General features: G+C 70.0%; 22 protein-coding genes. 16 read left to right on the top strand and 6 right to left on the bottom strand.

Annotated elements, in window-relative coordinates; translation table 11 throughout:
- Positions 1-36: 36 nt before the first annotated feature.
- A complete protein-coding gene (locus Gocc_RS09710; RefSeq protein ID WP_181813546.1) occupies positions 37-1,209 on the bottom strand; it encodes an ABC transporter substrate-binding protein in 1,173 nt (390 codons plus the stop codon).
- A gap of 305 nt (positions 1,210-1,514) precedes the next feature.
- On the opposite strand from Gocc_RS09710, the gene Gocc_RS09705 reads away from it, so the two are divergent.
- Genes Gocc_RS09705 through hpaD form a run of 7 tightly spaced genes read left to right on the top strand, consistent with a single transcriptional unit; the run spans position 1,515 to position 8,452 of the window.
- The gene (locus tag Gocc_RS09705) at positions 1,515-2,033 is read left to right on the top strand and encodes a flavin reductase family protein (protein ID WP_422717994.1); all 519 of its coding nucleotides are present in this window, start codon (positions 1,515-1,517) and stop codon (positions 2,031-2,033) included.
- Positions 2,030-2,719 carry a GntR family transcriptional regulator gene (locus tag Gocc_RS09700; RefSeq protein WP_114796362.1) on the top strand — a complete coding sequence of 230 codons (690 nt, stop codon included), beginning with the start codon at positions 2,030-2,032 and terminating at the stop codon, positions 2,717-2,719. The genes Gocc_RS09705 and Gocc_RS09700 overlap by 4 nt, the downstream gene beginning before the upstream one ends.
- A complete protein-coding gene (gene hpaI / locus Gocc_RS09695; protein ID WP_114796361.1) occupies positions 2,716-3,633 on the top strand; it encodes a 2,4-dihydroxyhept-2-ene-1,7-dioic acid aldolase in 918 nt (305 codons plus the stop codon). Before Gocc_RS09700 ends, hpaI begins: the two co-directional genes overlap by 4 nt.
- Entirely contained in the window at positions 3,630-4,400 is a 771-nt protein-coding gene (locus Gocc_RS09690; RefSeq protein ID WP_114796360.1) for a fumarylacetoacetate hydrolase family protein, read from the top strand. Before hpaI ends, Gocc_RS09690 begins: the two co-directional genes overlap by 4 nt.
- Positions 4,397-5,962, top strand: coding sequence for a 5-carboxymethyl-2-hydroxymuconate semialdehyde dehydrogenase (gene hpaE, locus Gocc_RS09685; protein WP_114796359.1), 1,566 nt, complete (start codon positions 4,397-4,399; stop codon positions 5,960-5,962). The genes Gocc_RS09690 and hpaE overlap by 4 nt, the downstream gene beginning before the upstream one ends.
- Positions 5,943-7,445: a 4-hydroxyphenylacetate 3-monooxygenase, oxygenase component gene (hpaB, locus tag Gocc_RS09680; RefSeq protein ID WP_114796358.1), complete on the top strand. Its 1,503-nt coding sequence runs from the start codon at positions 5,943-5,945 to the stop codon at positions 7,443-7,445. Before hpaE ends, hpaB begins: the two co-directional genes overlap by 20 nt.
- Entirely contained in the window at positions 7,442-8,452 is a 1,011-nt protein-coding gene (gene hpaD, locus Gocc_RS09675; RefSeq protein WP_114796357.1) for a 3,4-dihydroxyphenylacetate 2,3-dioxygenase, read from the top strand. Before hpaB ends, hpaD begins: the two co-directional genes overlap by 4 nt.
- 361 nt (positions 8,453-8,813) lie before the next feature.
- Here hpaD and Gocc_RS09670 read toward each other — a convergent pair whose 3' ends face one another.
- Complete coding sequence (locus Gocc_RS09670; protein WP_114796356.1) at positions 8,814-9,098, bottom strand: Rossmann-fold NAD(P)-binding domain-containing protein; 285 nt, start codon at positions 9,096-9,098, stop codon at positions 8,814-8,816.
- 128 nt (positions 9,099-9,226) lie between these two features.
- Positions 9,227-10,603: a sensor histidine kinase gene (locus Gocc_RS09665; protein WP_114796355.1), complete on the bottom strand. Its 1,377-nt coding sequence runs from the start codon at positions 10,601-10,603 to the stop codon at positions 9,227-9,229.
- Positions 10,604-10,646: 43 nt separating this feature from the next.
- Here Gocc_RS09665 and Gocc_RS09660 point away from each other — a divergent pair, with 43 nt between their 5' ends.
- Positions 10,647-11,291: a response regulator gene (locus Gocc_RS09660; RefSeq protein ID WP_181813545.1), complete on the top strand. Its 645-nt coding sequence runs from the start codon at positions 10,647-10,649 to the stop codon at positions 11,289-11,291.
- A gap of 16 nt (positions 11,292-11,307) precedes the next feature.
- Here the strand turns inward: Gocc_RS09660 and Gocc_RS09655 are convergent, their stop codons facing one another.
- Genes Gocc_RS09655 through Gocc_RS09645 form a run of 3 tightly spaced genes read right to left on the bottom strand, consistent with a single transcriptional unit; the run spans position 11,308 to position 13,683 of the window.
- Positions 11,308-12,165, bottom strand: a complete 858-nt coding sequence (locus Gocc_RS09655) for a histone deacetylase family protein (protein WP_114796353.1) — start codon at positions 12,163-12,165, stop codon at positions 11,308-11,310.
- Positions 12,165-13,019 carry a 5'-3' exonuclease gene (locus Gocc_RS09650; protein WP_114796352.1) on the bottom strand — a complete coding sequence of 285 codons (855 nt, stop codon included), beginning with the start codon at positions 13,017-13,019 and terminating at the stop codon, positions 12,165-12,167. Before Gocc_RS09650 ends, Gocc_RS09655 begins: the two co-directional genes overlap by 1 nt.
- A gap of 34 nt (positions 13,020-13,053) precedes the next feature.
- Positions 13,054-13,683 carry a lysophospholipid acyltransferase family protein gene (locus Gocc_RS09645; protein ID WP_114796351.1) on the bottom strand — a complete coding sequence of 210 codons (630 nt, stop codon included), beginning with the start codon at positions 13,681-13,683 and terminating at the stop codon, positions 13,054-13,056.
- Positions 13,684-13,774: 91 nt separating this feature from the next.
- On the opposite strand from Gocc_RS09645, the gene topA reads away from it, so the two are divergent.
- The 8 genes from topA to Gocc_RS16590 all read left to right on the top strand — a co-directional run bounded on the left by topA (position 13,775) and on the right by Gocc_RS16590 (position 24,029).
- Positions 13,775-16,375: a type I DNA topoisomerase gene (topA, locus tag Gocc_RS09640; protein ID WP_422717993.1), complete on the top strand. Its 2,601-nt coding sequence runs from the start codon at positions 13,775-13,777 to the stop codon at positions 16,373-16,375.
- A gap of 255 nt (positions 16,376-16,630) precedes the next feature.
- A complete protein-coding gene (locus Gocc_RS09635) occupies positions 16,631-17,725 on the top strand; it encodes a sigma-70 family RNA polymerase sigma factor (protein ID WP_245904903.1) in 1,095 nt (364 codons plus the stop codon).
- Between the two features lie 142 nt (positions 17,726-17,867).
- Positions 17,868-19,529: an ABC transporter substrate-binding protein gene (locus Gocc_RS09630; protein ID WP_147281246.1), complete on the top strand. Its 1,662-nt coding sequence runs from the start codon at positions 17,868-17,870 to the stop codon at positions 19,527-19,529.
- 41 nt (positions 19,530-19,570) lie between these two features.
- Positions 19,571-20,575, top strand: coding sequence for an ABC transporter permease (locus Gocc_RS09625; protein ID WP_114796348.1), 1,005 nt, complete (start codon positions 19,571-19,573; stop codon positions 20,573-20,575).
- The gene (locus tag Gocc_RS09620; protein ID WP_114796347.1) at positions 20,575-21,483 is read left to right on the top strand and encodes an ABC transporter permease; all 909 of its coding nucleotides are present in this window, start codon (positions 20,575-20,577) and stop codon (positions 21,481-21,483) included. Before Gocc_RS09625 ends, Gocc_RS09620 begins: the two co-directional genes overlap by 1 nt.
- A complete protein-coding gene (locus Gocc_RS09615) occupies positions 21,476-22,486 on the top strand; it encodes an ABC transporter ATP-binding protein (RefSeq protein ID WP_114796346.1) in 1,011 nt (336 codons plus the stop codon). Before Gocc_RS09620 ends, Gocc_RS09615 begins: the two co-directional genes overlap by 8 nt.
- Positions 22,483-23,568: an ABC transporter ATP-binding protein gene (locus Gocc_RS09610; protein WP_281268444.1), complete on the top strand. Its 1,086-nt coding sequence runs from the start codon at positions 22,483-22,485 to the stop codon at positions 23,566-23,568. Before Gocc_RS09615 ends, Gocc_RS09610 begins: the two co-directional genes overlap by 4 nt.
- A gap of 227 nt (positions 23,569-23,795) precedes the next feature.
- On the top strand, positions 23,796-24,029 hold the full coding sequence (locus tag Gocc_RS16590) for a response regulator transcription factor (protein ID WP_220150551.1): 234 nt from the start codon (positions 23,796-23,798) through the stop codon (positions 24,027-24,029).
- Positions 24,030-24,074: the final 45 nt, after the last annotated feature.

Genomic DNA, 24,074 nt, shown 5'->3' with positions numbered 1-24,074 from the left:
GCGCTTGCTCGGGTGTGCCGGTCGGCTACAGGGTTCCTATGCGGTTGGCAGGACGAGCCACTTCGGGGTGACGACGACCCAGCGCCCGTTCTGCACCTGGACGAACTTGCTGGCCCGATTCGGGTTGTGGGCGCTTCCTCGCCCGAACGAGTAGGGCGAACCGACCATCGGATGCTTGATCGGCTTGAGCCTGAGCAGAGCGGCCGCGACCGACTTGCGGGTGATCGGGCCGTTGATCGTCCTGAGAGCCTGGACGAAGAATGTCGCCGCGAGGTAGCCGCCCTCCGCGAATGAGGTCTGCGGGACCCTTGCCTTCTTCATCAGCGCGCGCCAGTCCTTGAGCGCGGGCGAGCTCGACAGGTACGGCTCGAACTCGGAGTTCGCGTAGATGCCCTCGGCGCCGGCCTGCGCGAGCTCCTTGGCGACCTTGTCCGTGTAGGCGGACGTGAGAGCGATCTCGTGGACGGTGAGCCCCTGCGCCTTGAGAGCCTTGCCCCAGACGATCGCATGAGCCTCGAGACCGTTGTGCACGATCGCCTGGCACCCCTTCTCCTTGGCCTTGACGATCTGCGGCGTCGGGTCGTCGGCCAGACCCAGAGACATATCGAAGTAGGTGAGCTCCTTTCCGGTGATGGCCGTCCAGCGCGCGACGGATTGCTTCACCGCCGACTCGAAGCCGGGGATGTTGTAGAAGATCATGCACACCTTCGTATCCTTCAACACCTCCGAGGCGAAGTAGAGTCCTGCGGTCGTCCCGAGGTACGGTCCGGTGTTGACAGCCGAGATGTTCGGCGAGTTGAAGCAGACGGGATCGACTCCGGTGCCCTGGATCGCGTAGACGCCCTTCTGCTTGTAGAAGGCCGCGTTCACGGCGCACTCGAGCAGGCTCGCCGACCCCGCCATGCCGACCACGCCGTCCTGGTCGACGAGCCGCCGCGCCGCCTGCGCGGCGAGCGCCGGGTCGGCCTTATCGTCCGCGACGATGTACTTGATCTTGCGGCCGTTGATCCCGCCGGTCGCGTTCACCTGGTCGAAGACCGCCTTGGCCGCAGCGGATGACTCAGGGAAGGGAACCGGCCCGGTGAGCGAGCTGATCGCGCCGACCTTGATCGGGCCGGCTGCCGCGGCGGCTCCGCTGACCCCTCCCGCTCCCGCTCCCGACGCCGAACCGACGAACGCCGCGACACTCAGCACGACCGCGGCGCCCACGACAAACCTCCCACGATTCATCTCTTTCTTCCTCCCAACGATAGGATTCGTGGATCCTATACGAAATCATTGGCGATTTCAAGCTCCGACGTGAGGCTCTCCGCCGTCTCGCCACTGACGAGGACGGTGGCGCCTGCTCCGCGATCTCGCGAGGCAGGACACGCCCGAAGCGCACCTGCGCCTGATCACGCGCAGAAGAGTTGACGCTCGACTTATCGTCGTATACGATTTCCTATCTAATGCCTGGAAGGCTCCAAGCGACCGCGGCAGCACGTTCTCGTCTCCAACAAGACACGGCGGACGGTCTGAGCTCCGTCGCGCTTCGCCTGACGTCGAGCGCGTTTGCAACCGGCGTCGTCGTGGTCACCTGCCGGGGTGATGCCGACGAGCCCCACGGCCTCACCGTCAACTCGTTCACCGCCGTCTCGCTCGAGCCACCGCTCGTGCTCGTGTCGATCGACCGACGGGCGAGGGCATGCCGCCTGCTCGCCGAGCGCCCGTTCGGGGTGAACGTCCTCGACGCGGATCAGGAGCGCCTCGCAACGCACTTCGCGGGCCGATCGAATCGGGACGTGAGCATCGTCTGGGAGTCCGGCACCCTCGTCCCTCTGCTGGCCGACGCGCTGGCCTTCTTCGAGTGCGAGCCCTGGCGCGACTATGACGGAGGCGATCACGTGCTCTTCCTCGGGCGCGTCGTCCTCTCTCGCCATCGCGACGGGGACGGTCTCGGCTTCTTCAGGAGCCGCTTCTTCCGCGCCCCCGTTCCAGCCGCCTCCCTCGCTCACCACTACGACCCGTTCGAGCTCCCCTACGACGCGCTATGAACAAGCAGGAACATGCCTACCGAGTCATTCGCGGGCGGATTCTGGACGGCACCTACGGCCCCGGGTACCGGCTGGTGATGGACACCGTCGCGGACGAGCTCCAGGTCAGCACCGTTCCGGTGCGGGAGGCGATACGTCGCCTCGAAGCCGAGGGGTTCGTCGTGTACCGACCCAACGCCGGAGCGCAGGTCGCCCCGGCCGATGCCGATGTCTGGGAGTCCGCGATGACGGTCCTCGCGGTGCTCGAGGGCTACGCGACCGCCCTCGCGGCGTCGCGCCTGACGCCGCTCGACATTTCCGGCCTACGCGCCGTGAACACGCAGATGGCGGAGGCGATGCAGCGGACGGACGTCCTGGCCTTCAGCCGCCTGAACCAGCAGTTCCACGCAGAGATCTTCGAGCACTGCCCGAACTCGCACCTCGTCGACCTGCTGCACGACACGAACAGCCGTCTTGACGCCGTACGCCGCACGGTCTTCACCCACATCCCCTACCGGGGGCTGAGCTCCATCGAGGAGCACGCCCACTTGATCGACCTGATCGAGTCCGGCGCGGCGGCCGACGAGATCGAAGCCGCTGCGCGCGAACACAAGCTCCGCACGGTCGAGGCCTTTCGACACCGACAAGCCGAGCACGAGCTCGCAGGGCTGACGCCGAGCGTCGCCGCCGCTGGAGGCGAGCCGTGACCCGCCGCGATCCGTCGACGCTGCGCGGGTCCATCGTGCCGCTCGTGACTCCCTTCACGGCCGACGGCAGCTTCGACGAGGCGACGTATCTGGAGCTGATCGAGTGGCAGATCGACTCGGGCAGCCACGGCATCTCGACGCTCGGCACGACGGGCGAGCCGACGTCGATGTCCCTCGACGAGCGCGAGCACGTGACGGAGCTCGCGGCACATGCAATCGGCGGCCGGGTGCCGTTCCTCCCGGGTACGGGCACGAACAACCTCGACGACACGATCCGCTTGACGAAGACGGCAGAGCGGCTCGGCGCAGACGCCGCCCTGGTTCTCGTCCCGTATCACGTCCGTCCGTCGCAGGAGGGGCTGTATCGCTACTTCCGCTCCGTCGCGGACGCGGTCGAGCTCCCGATCGTGATCTACAACATCCCGGGACGCACGGCGGTGAACATGGAGCCCTCGACCATGGCGCGGCTCCGTCGCGACGCGCCGAACGTCGTCGGAGCGAAGGAGTCGAACAAGGACTTCGAGCACGTCTCGCGCGTGCTCCACGCCTGTGGCCGAGACTTCCTCGTCTACTCGGGCATCGAGCTCCTCTGCTACCCCGTGCTCGCGATCGGGGGAGCCGGTCATGTGAGCGCGACGGCGAACCTGCTCCCGCGGGAGATCGCTCGGCTCTACGACCTCGTCGCGGCCGGGCGCTTCGCCGATGCGCTCGACCTCCACTACCACCTGCTGCCGCTCAACGACGTGCTCTTCGTGGAGACGAATCCCGGGCCACTCAAGTACGCCCTGGGGCTCACCGGAAAGATCACGCCGGTGCTCCGCGCACCGCTCTGCGAGCCCTCCCCCGAGAACCAGGAGAAGATCCGGGCCACGCTCGCGCTCTACGACCTCCTCCCCGCGGAGGTGCCGGCATGAAGCGCGCCCGCTTCCTGGTCGACGGCCGGGTCGAGGAAGGCGTCCTCTCAGAGCCCGGCGTGCTCGTCGACTCGACCGGGGCGAGCCACGCGGAGGATGCGGTCGTCTTCCTGCCGCCGGTCGTACCGGGCAAGATCGTCGGCCTCGCTCTCAACTACGCGGACCACGCCGCCGAGCTCGAGTTTGCCGAGCCGCCCAAGGAGCCCGCACTCTTCTTCAAGGCGGACAACACTCTCACGGGGCACGGAAGCCCGGTCGTCTACCCCGACGGCGTCGACTACATGCATTACGAGGTGGAGCTCGCCGCGGTCATCGGGCGCACGTGCCGCCGCGCCCGCGCCGACGACGCCTACGACCTGATCTTGGGCTACACGATCGCAAACGATGTCACGATCCGCGATTTCGTCGGCAACTTCTACCGGCCGCCGGTGCGGGCGAAAGGGTGGGACACGTTCCTTCCCCTGGGCCCGTATCTCGTCGAAGACGAGATCGACGATCCGGGCTCAGTCGGCCTGCGCACGTACGTCAACGGCGAGTTGCGCCAGGAGGGCAACACGAGCGACCTTGTCTGGACGATCCCCGAGCTCGTGGAGTTCATCACGAGCTTCATGACGCTCAACCCCGGCGACGTGATCCTCACCGGGACGCCGCGGGGCATCTCACACGTTTTCCCGGGTGACGTCATGCGGCTCGAGGTCGACGGGCTCGGTGCGCTCGAGAATCCTGTCGTCGCCGAGACGCCGGGTGCGGAGGCGAGGGCGGCGTGAGCGGAGCCACGGTCAGGTCGACCTCGGACGAGGTCGCCACGCACCCGCCGCACGAGAGGGTGCTCCACTTCATCGAGGGCGCCTTCGTTCCCAGCCGCGACGGCGGCTGCTTCGAGACACGCGCCCCGGCGACGAACGATGTTCTCGCCGAAGTCGCGGAAGGGCTCGCCGCCGATGTCGACCGTGCCGTCTCCGCCGCGCGGAGGGCGTTCGACGAGAGCCCCTGGCCGAGGATGACCCCCGCCGAGCGGGCGGCCGCCCTCCGTCGCGTCGCAGACGCGATCGAGGCGCGGGGCGAGGAGATCGTCCGCGCGGAGTGCCTCGATACAGGCCTGCCGATCGCCCAGGCACGGGGACAGGCAACGAGAGCCGCCGAGAACTTCCGCTTCTTCGCCGACGCGGTGACCCAGCTCGAGACCCACGCGTACGGAGTCGACGGCCGGTTCCTCAACTACGTCGTCCGCAAGCCTGTCGGCGTCGCGGCGCTGATCACACCGTGGAACACACCCTTCATGCTCGAGACGTGGAAGGTGGCACCCTGCCTGGCCGCCGGCAACACCTGTGTCCTCAAACCGGCCGAGTGGTCGCCGCTGTCTGCGGTGAAGCTGGCCGAGGCGATCGCCGACGCCGGCATACCACCCGGCGTGTTCAACCTCGTGCACGGCATCGGAGAGGTCGCCGGGGCCGCGCTCGTCGCACATCCCGACGTCCGCCTCGTTTCCTTCACGGGCGAGACGACCACCGGCAAGGAGATCGTCCGCTCAGGCGCCGCGACGCTCAAGCGCTTTTCGCTCGAGCTCGGGGGCAAGTCGCCGGTCGTCGTCTTCGCCGACGCCGACCTCGACCGCGCCGTCGACGCCGCCGTCTTCGGGGTGTTCTCGCTCAACGGCGAGCGCTGTACCGCCGGCTCGCGTCTCCTCGTCGAAGACGCCGTCTACGACGACGTCGTGGCGCGGGTCGCGGAACGCACCGCTGCGATCCGCTGCGGCGACCCGCTCGATCCGGCGACGGAGCTCGGACCGCTGATCCATCCCGAGCACTGGCGGAGCGTCCGCGGCTATGTCGAGACAGGCGTCGCCGAAGGTGCGCGCCTGCTCGTCGGCGGCGATTGCCCACCGGGTCTCCCGGCGTCCAACTACCTCGCGGCCACGCTCTTCGCGGACGTGCGGCCGGAGATGCGCGTCTTCCAGGAGGAGATCTTCGGACCGGTGCTCTGCGCGACGCCGTTTCGGGACGAGGAGGAGGCCGTCAGGCTCGCCAACGGCGTGCGCTACGGCCTGGCAGCGTATGTCTGGACCCGCGACCTGCAGCGCGCCCACCGCGTCGCGGGAGCGATCGACGCGGGAATGGTGTGGCTCAACTCGCAGAACGTCCGCGATCTCCGCACGCCATTCGGCGGCGCCAAGGAGAGCGGCATCGGCCGCGAGGGAGGGCGCTTCAGCTTCGACTTCTACTCCGAGCTCGAGACGATCCATACGGCGCTCGGGGACCACCCGATCCCGCGGCTCGGGCTTCCGACCGGTGACAAGGAGGTGCGCGGCGATGCCGGCACGCACAGGTAAGCAGTTCATCGAGGCGCTCAACTCCTCGCGCCGGGACGTCCAGATCCACGGCGAGCGGGTGACGGAACGCGTCGGCGAGCACGCCGCGTTCAGAGGGATCGTCGAGAGCTACGCACGTCTCTACGACATGCAGCACGACCCCGATCTCCGCGACGTGCTGACCTATCCGTCGCCGACCACCGGCGACCCCGTCAGCGTCTCCTTCCTCCAACCGCAGACGCGGGAGGATCTCGCGCGACGGAGAGAGATGATGAAGCTCTGGGCGGACTGGAGCCTCGGCACGCTCGGCCGCACGGGCGACTACCTCAACAGCGCCGTGATGGCGATGGCCGCCGCAGCGGATTGGTTCGGCCAGAAGGACGCGCGGTTCGGGGAGAATGTCAGGAACTACTACGAGTACGTGCGCGAGAACGACCTGCTGCTCACGCACACGCTGATCAATCCGCAGGCCAACCGGTCGGCCTCGGCGGCGGGGCAGACCGACCCCTATCTCGCTGCGCGCATCGTGCGCGAGACCGACAGCGGCATCATCATCCGCGGGGCGCGGATGCTGGCCACGATCGGGCCGATCGCCGACGAGATCCTCGTCTTCCCGTCGACGGTGCTGCGCGACAGCTCCGACGACGAGCCGTATGCGAACGCGTTCGCGCTCCCGTGCGACACGCCCGGCATGCGCTTCCTTTGCCGAGAGAGCTTCGACTACGGGCGCGGCCACTTCGACCACCCGCTGGCATCGCGCTTCGAGGAGATGGACGCCGTCGTGATCTTCGACGATGTCGAGGTTCCCTGGGAGCGCTGCTTCATGGTACGCAGCCCGGAGCTCCTCCACGGCGGCCGCCTGTACTACGAGACGGACGCGATGGTCCACATGACCCACCAGGTCGTGACACGGACGACCGCGAAGACGGAGGCCCTGCTCGGGCTCGTGGCGAAGATGGTGGATGCCATCTCGATCGGCGAGTTCCAGCACGTCCAGGAGAAGCTGGCCGAGGTGATCATGGCCCTCGAGATCCTGCGAGGGCTCACTCGCGCCGCCGAGGCCGACGCCGAGATCGGCCGCTGGGGGCTCATGGCACCCGCCTGGGCTCCCCTGAACACGGCTCGCAACTGGTACCCGCGGACGTACCCCGAGCTGCGAGAGATCGTCTGGAAGCTCGGCGCCAGCGGCATCTTCGGCGTGCCCACCGAGGCGGACCTGACCGGTACGGCGCGAGACGACGTGGAGCGCTACCTGCAGTGCGCGTCTCTCGGCGGCGTCGAGCGCGTCCGCCTCTTTCGGCTGGCCTGGGACTGGGCGCTGTCGTCGTTCGCCGGGCGGCAGGAGGCATACGAGTACTTCTTCTTCGGCGACCCGGTGCGCATGGCGGGCGCGTACGTGCGCTCGCACGACCTCGCTCCCTACGAGGCGCGCATCGACGAGTTCCTCCACCGCGACGAGGCGGGCGCTGAGGCCGAGGGCGCCGAGACCGTGGTGACGACATGACCGTTGTGGTCGAGACGCCGCCGCTCGAGACGCCGTTCGACATCGTCCGCGTGGCACACGTCGAGCTGTTCGTCAGCGACCTCGCGGCGTCACGCCGCTTCTACGTCGACCTGCTCGGGCTCCACGTCACCGAGGAGTCGGAGGACGCCCTCTACCTGCGCGGCGTCGAAGAGCACCACCACCACTCCCTCTTGCTCCGGAAGGGGGACGAGGCAAAGGTCGGCCACCTGTCCTTCCTCGTGCGCACGCCCGGCTGTCTCGAGGCGCTCGAGCGCCACTTCGCAGCGAGCGGCTGCTCCCCGGCTTTCGTCGAGGGCGTCGAACCGGGGCAGGGGCCGGCTCTGCGCGTGCGTGACGAGCTCGGCTTCCCGCTCGAGTTCGTTCACGAGCTGGGGCAGGTTGAGTCGCTGCTGCGCCGCTTCCACGAGCACCGCGGCGCAAGCATCCAGCGGCTCGACCACTTTAACTTCCACGTCCCGGACGTCCAGCAGGCGTTCCGAATCTTGCGGGGCCGCGGCTTTCGATGTAGCGAGTTCATCGCCACGGACCCACCCGACGAGCGCCTCTGGGCGGCCTGGATGTACCGCAAACCGGACGTCCACGACGTGGCGCTGATGAACGGGCGCGGCCCACGCCTCCACCATGTCGGCTTCTGGGTGGCCGACACGGGGAGCGTGCTCCGCGCCTGCGACATCCTCGCCGCCGCAGGCGAGCGGGCCCGTATGGAGCGGGGCCCCGGCCGGCACGGCGTCTCCAACGCGTTCTTCCTCTACACGCGCGACCCGGACGGACATCGGATCGAGCTGTACACGAGCGACTACTACACCGGCGACCCCGATTTCGTGCCGCTGCGCTGGAGCGCCACCGACCCGCAGCGCGGGACGTTCTGGGGTCATCGCGCCCCGAAAAGCTGGTTCGAGGAGTCGTCGCTGCTCGCCGCCGAAGACGGTGGCACGGTGCCGATCCGCGACCCCCTGCTACCCGTCATCACCGACACCGCGAGCTAGGCCGAAGCTCCCCTGGGTGGGCCGTCCGGATCACGGAGGCCCGGGGACTGGATCGCTCGCTCGAGCATGTTCCCGAACGGCCCGCGGCGACCGCTCGCTGGCGGGTGATATCGGTAGACGTTGCCGGTCACCATCTCGTTGACGTAGGGCGCCCCATCCGGGCCGAAGGCGATGCCGTTCGCGAATCGAAGACCCCGGTCCAGAATTCGTCCGTCGCCGGTCGCCAGATCGAAGCGGCAGACTCGACCGTCAAAGCGCACGCCCGTCGGGCGTCGATGTGCGTGGGGGATCTTCGGAGGGAAGGACCGCGGCTCCCGCTCCGGCCCGTGGGCTGGAGCAGGAGCTCGGATCGTCCGGCCGCCTATCCCATGCTCGCGAACGCCCACTCGAAGCTCTTCGGGTCCGTCCACCACATCTGCGGCAACTGCTGCGACGTGGGGTCGGGGAAGATGTCCTCCTGGTCCTGCGCGAGACCGTCGAGAATCCCGTCGGCGAGCGTCGGGCGCAGCGCCTGCGTGATCGAGTGCGATGCAGCCGGATCTCCGCGATGGGACAGCGTTCCAGTGAACGCGTATCGCGAGCCGCAGCGTAGACGCGTGGCGCGCCCCGTTCGAGCAACGCCTCCACGATAGCGAGACCGGGGCAAGGCGAGCCATCCTCCTCCTGCCGGCTGTCGACGCGTCGATCCGTCGGGCTGCGGTTGGCGAGAGCGAACCGCTCGAACGGAGCTCGGAGCGCTACGTCGAGCACGCGCATGCCGCGACGCGCTGCCGGCTACAGCGGCCGCAGCACGACTTCGATCGAGGTGCCGCGGCCGGGCGCCGATCGCAGCGCGAACGCGCCCTGGATCGACGCGGCGCGCGCGCGCATGTTCTCGAGACCCTGGCCCGCCGCCGTGCCCGTGCCGTCGAAGCCGTGGCCGTCGTCGTCGATCGTGACCACACGCCGGCCGGCCCGCTGCCGCAGACACACCTCGACGTGGCTGGCGCCGGCGTGTCGGCGCACGTTCGCAAGCCCCTCCTGCACGATGCGGAAGACCTCGATCTGCTCGTCCGGCGCAAGCCTCACCGCCGCGTCGATGTCGACCTCCACGTCGACGGCGCCGTCGGCGCAGAGCACGTCGACGTAGCGCTTGAGGGCGGCGTCGAACGGCGCCGTCCCCGACGCCGACGACAGCGCCAGCACCGCGAACCGTGCCTCCTGCTGCGCGGCGTCGGTGGCGTGCTTCAGTCGCGGCAGGAGGTCGTCGAGGGCGGTTCCGCCTTCGAGCATGCTCACCTGCGTCGAGATCGCGAACAGGTACTGCGCGAGGCCGTCGTGGATCTCCCGGGCGACGCGGGCCCGCTCCTCCGCGACGGCCCTGCCGAACTCGGCCTGGCTGATCGCGCGCCACACCCCGACGAGGAGCACGGCGAACGACAGCAGGCGCAGGAAGTCGCCCTGCAACACGTACTCGCTCGACCGCGTCGGCTGCAGCACGAAGTGGAGGTCAGCGAACACGACGAGCGTCAGCGCGAGCGCCAGCCAGCGGTCGAGGTCGCGCCCGTAGCGACGGAAGCGAAGGCCGAACCCGACGGCGGCGGCGACCGCGAGCAGCGCGAGCAGCGCGAACGCCACGATCACCGCGGGCGCATGGTCGTCCGCCGCGCCCGTGACGCCGAGGTCGAGACCGAGGATGCGCGTGTCCACCCATATCCCGGCGAGCGAGGCGAGCACGACCAGCAGGCCGGCGAGGAGCACCCGCGGGCGGTTCGACGTACGGCGCGTGACGAACGGGGCCAGGGCGATCAGCGCGGCGCCGAAGAGGTCGGCGCCGATGCGCGCCCATGCTTCCCCGGCTCCGAGACTGCTGCCGTCGAGCACCGGTGCGACCCCGAATCCGAACGACCCGAGCCCCGTGGCGAGGAACCCGGCTGCGAGCAGGATGTCCATGCCGCGCCCCTCGACGAGGAAGCGGATCGCCGCGAGGACCGCGACGATCGAGGCCACGATCGCGACGGCCGTGTCGAGGGCGATGCGGCCGTGCGGGAGCGCGTACCCCTCGAGGCGGCCGGTGAGCGCGAGCAGCAGCGTGGCGAGACCGAGCAGGCCGACGAGCACGAGCTCGCCGATCAGCCACGACCGATAGGTGTCGACGCGCCCGGGGTGCACGTTCCCCTCATCGGCAGCGGCACTCCTGCCGATGAGGGGTGTGATGAGCGCAGAGCGCATCCTGGTGGTCGACGACCATCCGTTGACGCGCGAGGCCCTTGCCTCGCTGCTGCAGCAGCACGGCTTCGAGGTCGTCGGCCAGGCGGCCGACGGCGCCGAGGCGATCGCGCTGGCCGGCGAGCTGCAGCCGGCGATCGTCCTGCTCGACCTGACGATGCCCGGCATGGACGGGCTCGCGGCGCTCCCGCCGATTCGCCAGGCGTCCCCGGACAGCGAGGTCGTCGTTCTCACCGCCTCGGGCACCGAGGAGAACCTGCTCGAGGCGATCCGCGCGGGGGCGGCCGGCTACCTGCTCAAGAGCGAGCCGCCGAAGCGCATCGCGTGGTTCCTGCGCGGCGTCGCGGGCGGAGAGGCGGCGCTGTCGGGATCGATCGCGCGCAGGCTGCTCGACCGGGTGCGCGAGGGAGGCAGGCTCGGCGGCGTGCCGGACGACATCGCGCAGAAGCTGTCGGCACGCGAGGTCGAGGTTCTGCTTCTCCTCGACGAGCACTTCGGCACCGACGAGATCGCAAGCCGCCTCTACATCTCCGAGCACACCGTGCGCTCGCACGTGAAGAGCCTGCTGCGCAAGCTCGGCGTCTCGTCGCGGCGGGCGGCGCTCGAGCGGCTCGCCGCCGCGCGCCGCTGAGCGCCCGCCGCGCGGCTCAGCCGCCGGCGAAGCCCTCGAGCGCGGCCTCGACGAGGGCCGGCAGCGTCTCGAGGTTGTAGCCGCCCTCGAGCACGGCGGCGACCCTGGGTGCGAGCTGCGTGCATCGCGCCGCCATGTCGCGGAAGCCGCGGGCGGTCACCTCCATCTGCGCCAGCGGGTCGTCGACGTGCGCGTCGAAGCCGGCGGACACGATCAGCAGCCCCGGGTCGAACGCGCGCACGGCGGGCTCGACGACGTCGCGGAAGGCCTCCGCGTAGGCGGCGTCGCCCGACCCGGCCGGGAGCGGCACGTTGACCGTCGTGTCGTCGTCCGTACCCGGCCCGCCGCTGCCGGGGTAGAACGGCCACTGGTGCAGCGACACGAAGAGGACGCTGTCGTCGCCGCGGAAGATCGCCTCGCTGCCGTTGCCGTGGTGGACGTCCCAGTCGACGATCGCCACGCGCTCGATCCCGAGCTCGGCCTGCGCGTGACGCGCCGCGACGGCCGCGTTGCCGAAGATGCAGAAGCCCATCGCCGCGTCCGGCAGCGCGTGGTGGCCGGGCGGACGGACGAGCGCGAAGGCGCCCACCTCGGCGGCGCGGATGGCGCAGCCGGCGGCGAGCCGGGCGGCCTCCCACGTCGTCGGCTGCCCGAGCGTGTCCCCGTCGAGCCAGCATTCCCCGTCGATCGCCTCCACCCGGTCGACGTAGGCGCGATCGTGGACGCGCTCGATCGCCTCCCGGCTCGCCCTTCCCCCCTCCAGCTCGGGTGGGAAGGTGGCGAGGAGCCGCTGCAGGCGCTCCTCGCGCTCGGGGTGATGACGATGGCCGGTGGGGTGCAGGTGCGCCATCGCCGCATGGCTGACGACGTCCATCAGGCGCCGGCCTCCAGCCTGTCCGCGAGCCGCTCGAGCCCGAGCTCGCGGGCAGCGGCCGCGCCGGCCGCCCAGTCGGGCTCGCGGTCGTCGAGCGGCGGCAGCGGGGCCGTGGCGTCGAGCGTCGCGATGCGGCGGAAGTCCCGCAGCCGGCCTGCCTCCGCCGCGAACCGCCCCTCCGCGAGGAGCGCCTGCAGCGTGCCGTACTCGGCCAGCAGCCGGGCGGCGGTCTTCTCGCCGACGCCGCGGGCTCCGGGAATGCGGTCGGACGGATCGCCCCGGAGGGCGATGAAGTCCGGCACCTGGCGCGGCTCGACGCCGTAGCGCTCGCGCACCTGCGCGGGGCCGACCCGCGCCGTCTCGCTCACGCCGCGGACGGGCTGCAGGATCGTCGTCTGCTCGTCCGCGAGCTGGAACGCGTCCCGGTCGGAGGTCACGACGAGCGCGCTGCCGCGCCGGCCCCGCTCCTGCGCGACGGCGGCCGCGAGGAAGTCGTCCGCCTCGTAGCCCGGCTCCTTCGCGGATACGATGCCCGCCGCGGAGACGAGGCCGGGCAGCAGCTCGAGCTGCTCCACGAGGTCGGGGTCGAAGACGCGGCCCGACTGGTAGCTGTCGAGCAGCGCGTTCCGATACGTGGGCCGGCCGAGGGTGTCCCAGCCGACGACGACGGCGCGCGGGCGCTCCGCCTGCCAGAGACGCAGAAGCATCGACATGAAGCCCGTGAGGGCGTTTCCCGGCCGTCCGTTGGCACGCTTCATCGAGGAGGGCAGGGCGTGGTAGGCGCGGTGGGCGAGCGAGTCGCCGTCCACGACGAGAAGCGGGCGGGTCAGCCTCGACGCACCGGTCGGCGTCACCGCCGCCGGCCCGCGGCGATCGGTCGATCCACGCTCAATCCAGCGACTCCTCGAGCGCCGCGATCGCCTCGCGCAGACGGTCGGTGGCGATGCGCGCGGCCTCGTCGACCGGCAGCTCGGACAGGCCGTCGAGGCTCACGGGCGGGCCGAACGCGACGCGCAGCTTCGCGAAGCGCGCCAGCGCGTCGGTACCGGCGATCCCCGCAGGCACGAGCGGGACGCCCGCCTCGAGCGCGATGCGCGCCGCGCCGGAGCGCCAGCGCGCCTCGTGTTTCTTGCGCAGCCCCTTCTGGCGGCGGGTGCCCTCGGGGAACATGACGACGACGTGGCCCTCGCGGCAGAGGCGCACGGCGGTGTCGATCGCCTCCTGGTCGCGCTGCCCGCGGCGCACGGGGAAGGCGCCGCAGGCGCTGATGAGCGGGCCGAGCGGAAACCAGAACAGCTCGGACTTCGCCATGAAGCGAAGGTAGCGCCGGGGGAAGAGCGGCATCCCGATCGGCCACGGGTCGAAGCTCGACCAGTGGTTGGCGGCGAGGACGTATCCGCCCACCGCGGGCAGGCGCTCGACGCCGCGCCACGTGAGGCGGTAGAGGAGCCGCAGCACGGGGTAGCTGAGTCCACCGACGACGAGGTAGAGCAGGCTCGGGCGAGGGTTCGTCTGCATCGTCGTTCGGCAGTATCGCCCCTTCTGGACACTTGCGGCGCCGGAGAGCGCCGCTATGGTGACGCGCGCACCCCTGTCGCTCCCGGCCGGGATGTATCCCGTCCCCGACACCGAACAGGCATCCGTGGCCGCACGCCGTCTCGTCATCGTCGAGTCGCCCGCCAAGGCGAAGACCATCGCCGGATATCTCGGCGACGACTTCGTCGTGGAGTCGAGCATCGGCCATATCCGTGATCTCCCCACCCGCGCGGCCGACATCCCGGCCGCGGTGAAGAAGGAGCCGTGGGCCCGGCTGGGCGTCAACGTCGACAACGACTTCGAGCCGCTCTACGTCGAGGACCCCGACAAGAAGAAGAAGATCGCCGAGCTGAAGCGCGAGCTCAAGGACGCGCAGGAGCTGCTGCTGGCAACAGACGAGGATCGCGAGGGCGAGGCGATCGCCTGGCACCTGCTCGAGGTGCTGAAGCCGAAGGTGCCGGTGAAGCGGATGGTCTTCCACGAGATCACGCGCGAGGCGATCCAGCGCGCGCTCGGCGAGACGCGCGAGATCGACGGGCGGCTCGTGGACGCGCAGGAGACCCGCCGCATCCTCGACCGGCTGTACGGCTACGAGGTGTCGCCGGTGCTGTGGAAGAAGGTGATGCAGGGGCTGTCCGCGGGGCGGGTGCAGTCGGTCGCCACGCGGCTCGTCGTCGAGCGCGAGCGCGAGCGCATGGCGTTCGTCTCCGCCTCCTACTGGGACATCGCCGGCACGTTCGATCCCGGCGCCTTCGAGGCGCGCCTCGTCGGCGTCGACGGCAGCAGAGTCGCCCAGGGGCGCGACTTCGGGGCCGACGGCACGCTCAGGAGCTCCGGCACGATCGCCCTCGACGAGGAGGGCGCACGCGGCCTCGCCTCGAGACTCGAGGGCGTCCCGTTCGCCGTGCGCTCCGTCGAGGAGAAGCCGTACACGCGCCGCCCGGCGCCGCCGTTCATGACCTCGACGCTGCAGCAGGAGGCGAGCCGCAAGCTCCGCTTCTCGTCGCAGACGACGATGCGGGTCGCCCAGCGGCTGTACGAGAACGGCTACATCACCTACATGCGCACCGACTCGACGACGCTGTCCGAGCCGGCGCTGGCGGCGGCGAGAGCGCAGGCGGCGGAGCTCTACGGCCCCGAGTTCGTGCCCGCGGCGCCGCGGCGCTACGAGCGCAAGGTCAAGAACGCCCAGGAGGCGCACGAGGCGATCCGTCCGGCGGGCGACGTCTTCCGGCTTCCGTCGGCGCTCGCGCGCGAGCTGTCGCGCGACGAGCTCGCCCTCTACGACCTGATCTGGAAGCGGACGATCGCATCGCAGATGGAGGACGCGCGCGGCCAGACCGTCTCCCTGCGGCTCGGCGCGACGTCGACCGCGGGCGAGGACGCGGAGTTCGCGGCGTCAGGGACGGTGATCGCGTTCCGGGGCTTCCTCTCCGCCTACGAGGAGGGACGCGACGACGACGCCGCGGCGGACGACGCCGAGCGCCGCCTGCCGCCGCTGCGGGTCGGCCAGGCGGTCGATGCGACGGCGCTCGAGCCCGAGGGGCACGCGACGAACCCGCCGCCGCGCTACACGGAGGCGTCGCTCGTGAAGGCGCTCGAGGATCGCGGCATCGGCCGCCCGTCGACGTACGCGTCGATCATGGGCACGATCCTCGACCGCGGCTACGTGTTCAAGAAGGGGACGGCGCTCGTGCCGACGTTCCTCGCCTTCGCGGTCACGAACCTGCTCGAGCAGCACTTCGGCAAGCTCGTCGACTACGACTTCACGGCGCGCATGGAGGACGACCTCGACCGGATCGCCTCCGGCGAGGAGAACCGCACCGACTGGCTGAGCCGCTTCTACCGTGGCACGGACCGCGACGAGGGCCTGCACGCGCTCGTCAACGACCACCTCGACGAGATCGACGCGCGCGCCGTCAACTCGATCCCGATCGGCGACGGCATCGTGTTGCGCGTCGGCCGCTACGGCCCCTATCTGGAGCGTGGCGAGGAGCGGGCGAGCGTGCCGGACGAGATGGCGCCCGACGAGCTCACGGTCGAGCGGGCGCAGGAGCTGCTCGCCCGACCGGCGGGCGACCGCACGCTCGGCGTCGACCCGGCGACGGGCCGCACGATCGTCGTCCGCGACGGGCGCTACGGCCCCTACGTGAGCGAGGTGCCGGAGGAGGGCGCGACCGGGAAGCCGCGGACGGCGTCGCTGCTGTCGACGATGACCGTCGACACGGTCACGCTCGAGGATGCGCTGAAGCTGCTGACGCTGCCGCGAACGCTGGCGGCGCCCGACGGCGAGGAGATCCTCGTCGCGAACGGCCGTTACGGTCCCTTCATCAAGAAGGGGTCGGAGACGCGCTCGCTCGCCTCCGAGGAGCAGCTGTTCACCGTCAGCGCCGAGGAGGCGCTCGCGCTGCTCGCGCAGCCGAAGGAGCGACGCGGGCGCGGCGCGCCGAAGCCTCCGCTCAAGGACCTCGGGCCTGACCCGGCGACCGGGAAGCCGCTCGTGGTCAAGGATGGCCGCTTCGGCCCGTACGTGACGGACGGCGAGACGAACGCCAGCCTGCGCAAGGGAGACGACGTCGACGGCCTCACCGTCGACCGCGCGATCGAGCTGCTGGCCGAGCGCCGCGCGAAGGGCGCGGCGACGCCGCGACGCCGCGCCGCCGGCCGCCGTTGACCCGCACCCGGCGATGGTCTATCGTCTTTCGTCCGTTCGACGTCCTAAAGTGCTCGGCGACGCCGCCGGCTCTGTCGCGGGCGCCTGCACCGGTCCGGCCCGCCTCGGCGACGGAATATCTGCGAAAAGGCGCTCGTTACGAGCTTGTGACAGCTCGACCGACGTTCCAGCCCTGGAAAAGACGGGCAAACGACAATAGAGTCAGAAGAGATTGTGCTCATTCGAGGCAGCAGGCGAAAGGACTGAAACACCCTCTTGACGCAGAACCAGCTGACGGAACTGTTCGAGTCTGACCAGATCAAGGCACTGATCGAGCGCTCCGAGGAGCGCGGCTGGGTGGAGCCGACCGAGCTCGAGGCGTTCGTGCTCGAGCACGAGCTCAACGACGAGGAAGCGGAGCAGATCACGCGCGAGCTCGAGACGATGGGCCTCGAGGTGGGCGAGCCGCAGTCCGGCGCAGACGAGAAGCGCTCGGCCGAGGAGCGCAAGAAGGAGGAGGCGGAGGCTGCCGTGTGGGCGGCGGAGACGCTGTCGGGCGCCGCCGACTCGCTGCAGCTCTTCCTCGCCGACGTCGGGCGGCACAAGCTGCTCACGGCCGCGGACGAGGTCACGCTGGCGAAGCGCATCGAGCGGGGCGACCCGGTTGCGAAGCGCCGCATGATCGAGTCGAACCTGCGCCTCGTCGTGTCGATCGCCAAGGGCTACCGCGGTCTCGGCGTGCCGTTCCTCGACCTCATCCAGGAGGGGACGCTGGGCCTGAACCGCGCCGTCGAGAAGTTCGACTGGCGCCGCGGCTACAAGTTCTCGACGTATGCGACCTGGTGGATCCGCCAGTCGGTGCAGCGCGCGGTGGCGAACCACGCCCGCACGATCCGCGTGCCGGTGCACGTCGTCGAGCGGCAGCAGAAGCTGTCGCGGGCGGCGCGGCGGCTCGAGGTGGAGCTGGGTCGCGAGGCGACGAAGCAGGAGCTTGCCGAGGCGACGGGTCTGCCGATCCAGCACGTCGACGAGGCGCTCGGGGCGGCGCACGCGTCCGTGTCGCTGAACCAGACGGTCGGCGCCGACGACGAGGGCGAGCTCGGCGACCTGTTCGCCGACCGCGAGGCCGCGGACCCGTTCGAGGAGGCGGAGGAGTCGCTGCGCCGCCAGGGCGTGCGTCGAGCGCTCGACGCCCTGCCGGAGCGTGAGCGGCGTATCCTCGAGTTGCGCTTCGGCTTCGAGGGCGAGCCGTGGACGCTCGAGGCGATCGGCCACGAGCTCGACCTCACGCGCGAGCGCGTGCGGCAGCTCGAGGGCCAGGCGCTGTCGCGCCTGGCCGCGCTGCGCGAGCTCGCCTCGCTCGCCGCGTAGCACGCTCGAGCCGGTGTCGCGCCCGGGTGCCCTCCGGGCTCGCTCCCGTGCCTCGCGGCCGTCGGCCGCAAACTTTAGGCCGCGGAAAGGGTCATAATGGGCGACTCGTCATCTCAAGGAGACGCCTGAGGGGAAGGTGAAGATGCGCAAGCTTCTGAAGGTAGGTGCGGCGATCGCGGCACTGTCGGTCGTCGTGGCGGCGTCCGCGCTGGCAGCGGCCGACAAGAGATCCGCCAGCGACACGCTCGTGTTCGGCGCCGCGTCCGACCCGGTCATCCTGGACGGGCCGCTCGTGTCGGACGGAGAGTCTCTGCGTGTGATCGACCAGATCTTCGAGGGCCTCGTGGGGTTGAAGCCCGGCACGACGGTGATCGAGCCGAAGCTCGCAGTGAGCTGGAAGGCGAGCCCGAACGGGCTCATCTGGATCTTCAACCTGCGCAAGAACGTGAAGTTCCAGGACGGCACGCCGTTCAACGCCGCCGCCGTGTGCGCCAACTTCGACCGCTGGTACAGCTTCCCGGGCCCGCTGCAAACCGACGCCGTGACGTACTACTGGAACACGGTGTTCGGCGGCTTCAAGAAGCCGGCACAGGGAAGCCCGGGCCCGGACAAGAGCCTCTACCGCGGCTGCAAGGCCTCCGGCCAGTCGACGGCGAAGATCATCCTCAACCGGCGCTCGTCGTCGTTCCTCGGCGCGCTCGCGCTCACGAACTTCGGCATCGCGAGCCCCACGGCCCTGAAGAAGTACCAGGCCGACGCGGGCTCGGTCGACGCCGACGGCGTCTTCCATCCGACGGGCACGTTCGGAACCCAGCACCCGATCGGCACGGGGCCGTTCATGCTCAAGTCGTGGAAGGTCGGCGACAGGCTGGAGCTCACGGCGAACCCGAACTACTGGGGCCCGAAGCCGAAGCTGAAGCGGATCATCTTCCGGGCGATCTCGGACAACTCCGCGCGCCTGCAGGCGCTCCAGACCGGTGAGATCCAGGGCTACGACCTCGTCGCGCCCCAGGACATCGCGACGATCAAGGGCTCCTCGAAGCTGAAGGTGCTCGACCGGCCTGCCTTCAACGTCGGCTACGTGGGGCTGAACCAGTCGATCCCGCCGATGAACAACATCCTCGTGCGGCGGGCCGTGGCCTACGGGCTCGACCGCAACGCCGTCGTGAAGTCGTTCTACTCGGGTCGAGGCGAGGTGGCCGACCAGTTCCTGCCGCCGCTCGTCGTCGGCTTCGCCAAGTCGGGCGTGCCGCAGTACAAGTACGACCCGGAGAAGGCGAAGGCGCTGCTCCGGCAGGCCGGACTCACCCTGCCGGTGAAGGTGGACTTCTGGTATCCGACGAACGTGTCGCGGCCGTACATGCCCGACCCGAAGCGGAACTTCGAGGCGTTCGCGGCCAGCCTCGCCAAGGCCGGCTTCCAGGTCGTCCCGCACAGCGCGCCGTGGCGCCCCGACTACCTCGGGGCGACCCAGAGCGGCAAGGCGCAGATGTTCCTGCTCGGCTGGACCGGCGACTTCGGCGACCCGGCCAACTTCCTCAACGTGCACTTCGGAGCGGAGAGCGGGCTGTTCGGTTTCAAGAACCCGGCGCTCTTCGATCTCCTGGCGCGGGCGGATGCGGAGACGAACCCCGCGGCCCGCATCGGGCTGTACCAGAAGGCCAGCGTCGAGGTGATGAAGTTCCTGCCGATGGTCCCGTACGTCCACAGCAAGCCGGCGCTCGCGTTCCAGAAGAACGTGCAGGGATACGTCCCGAGCCCCGTCTCGCTGGAGTCCTTCGCGACCGTCAGCTACAGCAGGTAGGGAAGCACGTGCTCCACAGCCGACGGACGACGAACCGCTAGATGCTCCGGTTCGTCGTCCGTCGGCTCCTGCTCGTCGTGCCGATCCTGATAGGGCTCTCGCTCCTCATCTTCCTCTGGATCCGCGCGCTGCCGGGAAGCCCGGCGCAGGCGCTGCTCGGCGAGCGGGCGACACCGGCGGCGATCGCCCAGATCAGGCACCAGTACGGCCTCGACCGTCCCCTCTACGTGCAGTACTGGAACTACGTCGACAAGACCGTCCACGGGGAGCTCGGGACGAGCATCGTGTCGAGGCGACCGGTGACGACGGAGCTCAGGGAGCGCTTCCCGGCGACCGTCGAGCTCACGCTCGCGGCGATGCTGTTCGCGATCTCGCTCGGGATCCCGCTCGGCTTCCTCGCGGCGAAGAAGTACGGCACGGTCTTCGACCACGGCAGCCTCGTCGTCTCCCTGGTCGGCGTCTCGACGCCGATCTTCTTCCTCGCGCTGCTCCTGAAGTACGTCTTCTCCGTCAAGTTCGGCTGGTTGCCGAGCGTCGGCCGCCAGGACGTCCTCCTCGACACGCCGCACCCGACCAGCTTCTACGTCCTCGACGGGATCGTCACCGGCCGCTGGACGTCGGCATGGGACGCGGTCAAGCACCTCATCCTCCCCGCGGTGGCGCTCGGCTCGATCCCGCTCGCGATCATCGCGCGCATCACCCGTGCCGCGGTGCTCGACGTGCAGAACGAGGACTACGTGCGCACGGCGCGGGCGAAAGGCATGGGCCCGTGGACGGTCGACGCGCGCCACGTGTTTCGCAACGCGATGCTGCCGGTGTCGACGATCATCGGGCTGCAGACCGGGCTCCTGCTCTCCGGCGCGGTGCTGACGGAGACGGTCTTCGCGCTGCCGGGCATGGGCTCGTGGCTGGCAAACGCGATCTTCAACCGCGACTACCCGGTCATCCAGGGCGGAATCCTCTTCACGGCGCTCGTGTTCGTGCTCGTGAACCTGCTCGTCGACATCTCCTACGGGATCATCAACCCGCGGATCAGAGTGAGCTGATGTCGGTCGCGGAGCTGGAGGGGCGCGAGCTCCAACTCGAGGCGGGCGGCGGGCTCTGGCGCGACGCGTGGCGGCGGATCCGCCGCAACCCGGGTGCGATCGTCGGGTTCGTGTTCGTCTTCCTGTTCGTCTTCACCGGCATCTTCGCGCCGCTGATCGCCCCGCACGGCCCGCTCGACCAGAACCTCGACCTCGTCGCGGACGGCTGCTGCCCCGGGCCGTCCTCCGGCCACTGGCTCGGCGTGGACGACCTCGGCCGGGACGAGCTCTCGCGCGTGCTGTACGGCGCGCGCTCCTCGCTCGTGATCGGCGTCGTCGCGGTCGGTGTCGGTCTCACGGCGGGCATGCTCCTCGGAGCGATCGCCGGCTATCTCGGCGGCATCGTGGACACGGTGATCATGCGCTGCATGGACGTGATGCTCGCGATCCCCGGGCTCCTCTTCGCGATCGGCGTCGTCGCGATGCTGGGCGCGGGGCTGTGGCAGATCATGGTGGCGGTCGGCGTCACGACCATCCCGGTCTTCGCGCGCCTCCTGCGAGGATCGATCCTCGCCCAGCGCGAGAACGACTTCGTGCTGGCCGCGCGCTCCGTCGGCGTCCCGCGCCGCTCCATCCTCTTCTCGCACATCCTCCCGAACGCCATCTCGCCGGTGATCGTGCAGGCGACTCTCGCTCTCGCCACGGCGATCATCGACGTGGCGGGCCTGAGCTTCCTCGGGCTCGGCGACCAGGATCCCTCGCGGCCCGAGTGGGGGGCGATGCTGACCGGCGCGAACAACTACCTCCAGAACGCGCCGCTCCTCGCGATCATCCCCGGCCTCGCGATCGTGATCTCGGCGCTGGGGTTCAACCTGATCGGCGACGCTCTGCGCGAGGCCCTCGACCCGAAGCTGCGCGGCCGTGCCTGAGCCGCTCCTCGCAGTCGACGGCCTGCACGTCGAGTTCTGGACCGACCGGGGCACGATCCACGCGGTCAACGGCGTCTCGTTCGAGATCGCGCCCGGCGAGACGCTCGGGATCGTGGGCGAGTCCGGGTGCGGCAAGAGCGTCACGTCGCTCGCCCTGCTCGGCATCCTGCCTCGCGCCGGGCGCGCGTCCGCGGGCAGCGCGCGCTTCGAGGGGCGCGACCTGCTGCGGCTCTCCGACCGTGAGCTGCGTACGGTGCGGGGCCGGGAGATCGCGATGATCTTCCAGGACCCGATGACGAGCCTGAATCCGGTGCTGACGATCGGGAGGCAGATCCGCGAACCGCTCGAGGAGCACTTCGGGATGACCCGGCATGCGGCGAGAGCACGCGCGGCGGAGCTGCTGGAGCAGGTGGGCATCCCGAGCGCACGCGCGCGCCTGAAGGACTACCCGCACCAGTTCTCCGGGGGGATGCGGCAGCGTGTGATGATCGCGATGGCGCTCGCCTGCGAGCCGAAGCTCCTGATCGCCGACGAGCCGACCACGGCGCTCGACGTCACCATCCAGGCACAGATCCTCGACCTGCTGCGCGCGCTCGTCGCCGAGCATCACACCGCGTTGATCATGATCACGCACGACCTGGGGGTGGTCGCGGGCATCTGCGAGCGCGTCAACGTCATGTACGCAGGCACGTTCGTCGAGACCGGCGACGCCGATCGGATCTTCGCGCGGCCGCGGCATCCGTACACGCTCGGGCTCCTGCAGAGCGTGCCGCGGCTCGACCTCGGCCGCCGGCAGGCCCTGCAGCCGATCGCGGGCCAGCCGCGCAACATGCTGAGCCCTCCGGCCTCTTGCCCGTTCGCGCCCCGCTGCCGCTACCGCGTCGAGCAATGCCTTGCCGAGCTGCCGGCGTTGAGACGCATGGACAGCGGCCAGGATGCGGCCTGCTTCCGTCCGGTGGCCGCGGATACGTGGGAGCGCGAGCGACTCGGCGGGGCCGCGTGAGCGATACGGCGACAGGAAGGGCGCCGCTGCTGCGGGTCGAGGACCTACGGGTCTGGTTCCCGATCATGAGCGGGGTCGTGCTCGACAGGCACGTCGGAGACGTGAAGGCCGTCGACGGCGTCAGCCTGGCGATCGCGCGGGGCGAGACGCTGGGCCTCGTCGGCGAGTCCGGCTGCGGCAAGTCGACGCTCGGGCGGGCAATGCTCCGCCTGTACGTCCCCACCGGCGGCCGCATCGTGTTCGACGACCAGGACATCACGTCGCTCTCGGAGAGAGAGCTGCAGTCCGTGCGGCGGCGGATGCAGATGGTGTTCCAGGACCCGTATGCGTCGCTGAACCCCAGGCACTCGGTCGGACGGATCGTCGGCGAGCCGTTGCGCGTCCACGGCGTGGTGCCGCGACGAGAGGTGAGCGGCCGTGTGCGGGAGCTGCTGGAGGTCGTCGGCCTCCCCGCCGACGCGGCGAACCGGTATCCACACGAGTTCTCCGGCGGCCAGCGGCAGCGCATCGGGCTCGCGCGCGCGCTCGCGCTGAACCCCGACTTCATCGTCTGCGACGAGCCGGTGTCGGCTCTCGACGTGTCGATCCAGGCGCAGATCGTCAACCTGCTCGAGAGACTGCAGGAGAAGTTCGGGCTCACGTACCTCTTCATCGCGCACGACCTCGCCGTCGTACGACACATCTCCGACCGGATCGTCGTGATGTACCTGGGAAAGGTCGTCGAGATCGCGCCGGCGGACGATCTCTACGAGAACCCTCTGCACCCGTACACGCTGACGCTGCTCTCGGCGATCCCGATCCCGGACCCGGAGGTGGAGCGACGACGGGTGGCGATTCGCGTCGAAGGCGACCTGCCGAGCCCCGCGAACCCGCCACGGGCATGCCGGTTCCATACGCGCTGCCCGTTCGTGCAGGAGACGCGCTGCGCCGAGGAGGAGCCGCCGCTGCGGACGATCGACGGGCATCTCGTCGCCTGCCATTTCGCGGAGGACGTGCGCGCCGGGAGGATCACCCCGCGAGAGCGGCCCGCGCAGTTCGAGCCTGCCTCCATGCCCGCGCCGCGCACGCTGCCGATCGGATAGCACGCGGCCCCTCGGGCGGCGCGGCTGAGCCGCGGGACGCTCCGTGTCCCCCATCGTGGGTGAAATTCACTCGATCGAGCGTCCTCGCTCTCAAGTGGCACCCGGGCGGGGTCGATACGAACCGCGTGGACGCAGCAGAGCGCAAGGAGATCCTGAGCCGCTACCGCGATCACAGCCGTCGTTTCGAGGCTGCTGCCGCGCGGCGCAGCAGCAGCCGTGCGGGCTCGGTGATTCCGTTCAACGTCCCGGTGCTCCGAGAGCTGGAGCAGGAGCCGACCGCCCGCGAGATCGAGGTCCTTCAGCTCGTCGCCGACGGCCTCGTCAACCGGGAGATCGGACAGCGGCTCTTCCTCTCGGAGGAGACCGTGAAATCGCATGTGAGGCATCTGCTCGCGAAGCTTCAAGCGCGCAGCAGAGCCCACGCCGTAGCTGTGGGCTTCCGGCGTGGGCTCATTGCCTAACGCAGTTGTCTGGTTTCCACCGTCGGATCCTTCGTTTACCTCCCC

It is taken from the genome of Gaiella occulta (genome assembly GCF_003351045.1).
Classification (GTDB): Bacteria; Actinomycetota; Thermoleophilia; order Gaiellales; family Gaiellaceae; genus Gaiella; species Gaiella occulta.
Note: the sequence above shows the minus strand (reverse complement) of the source record. Positions and strands in the feature narration are given on the sequence as shown.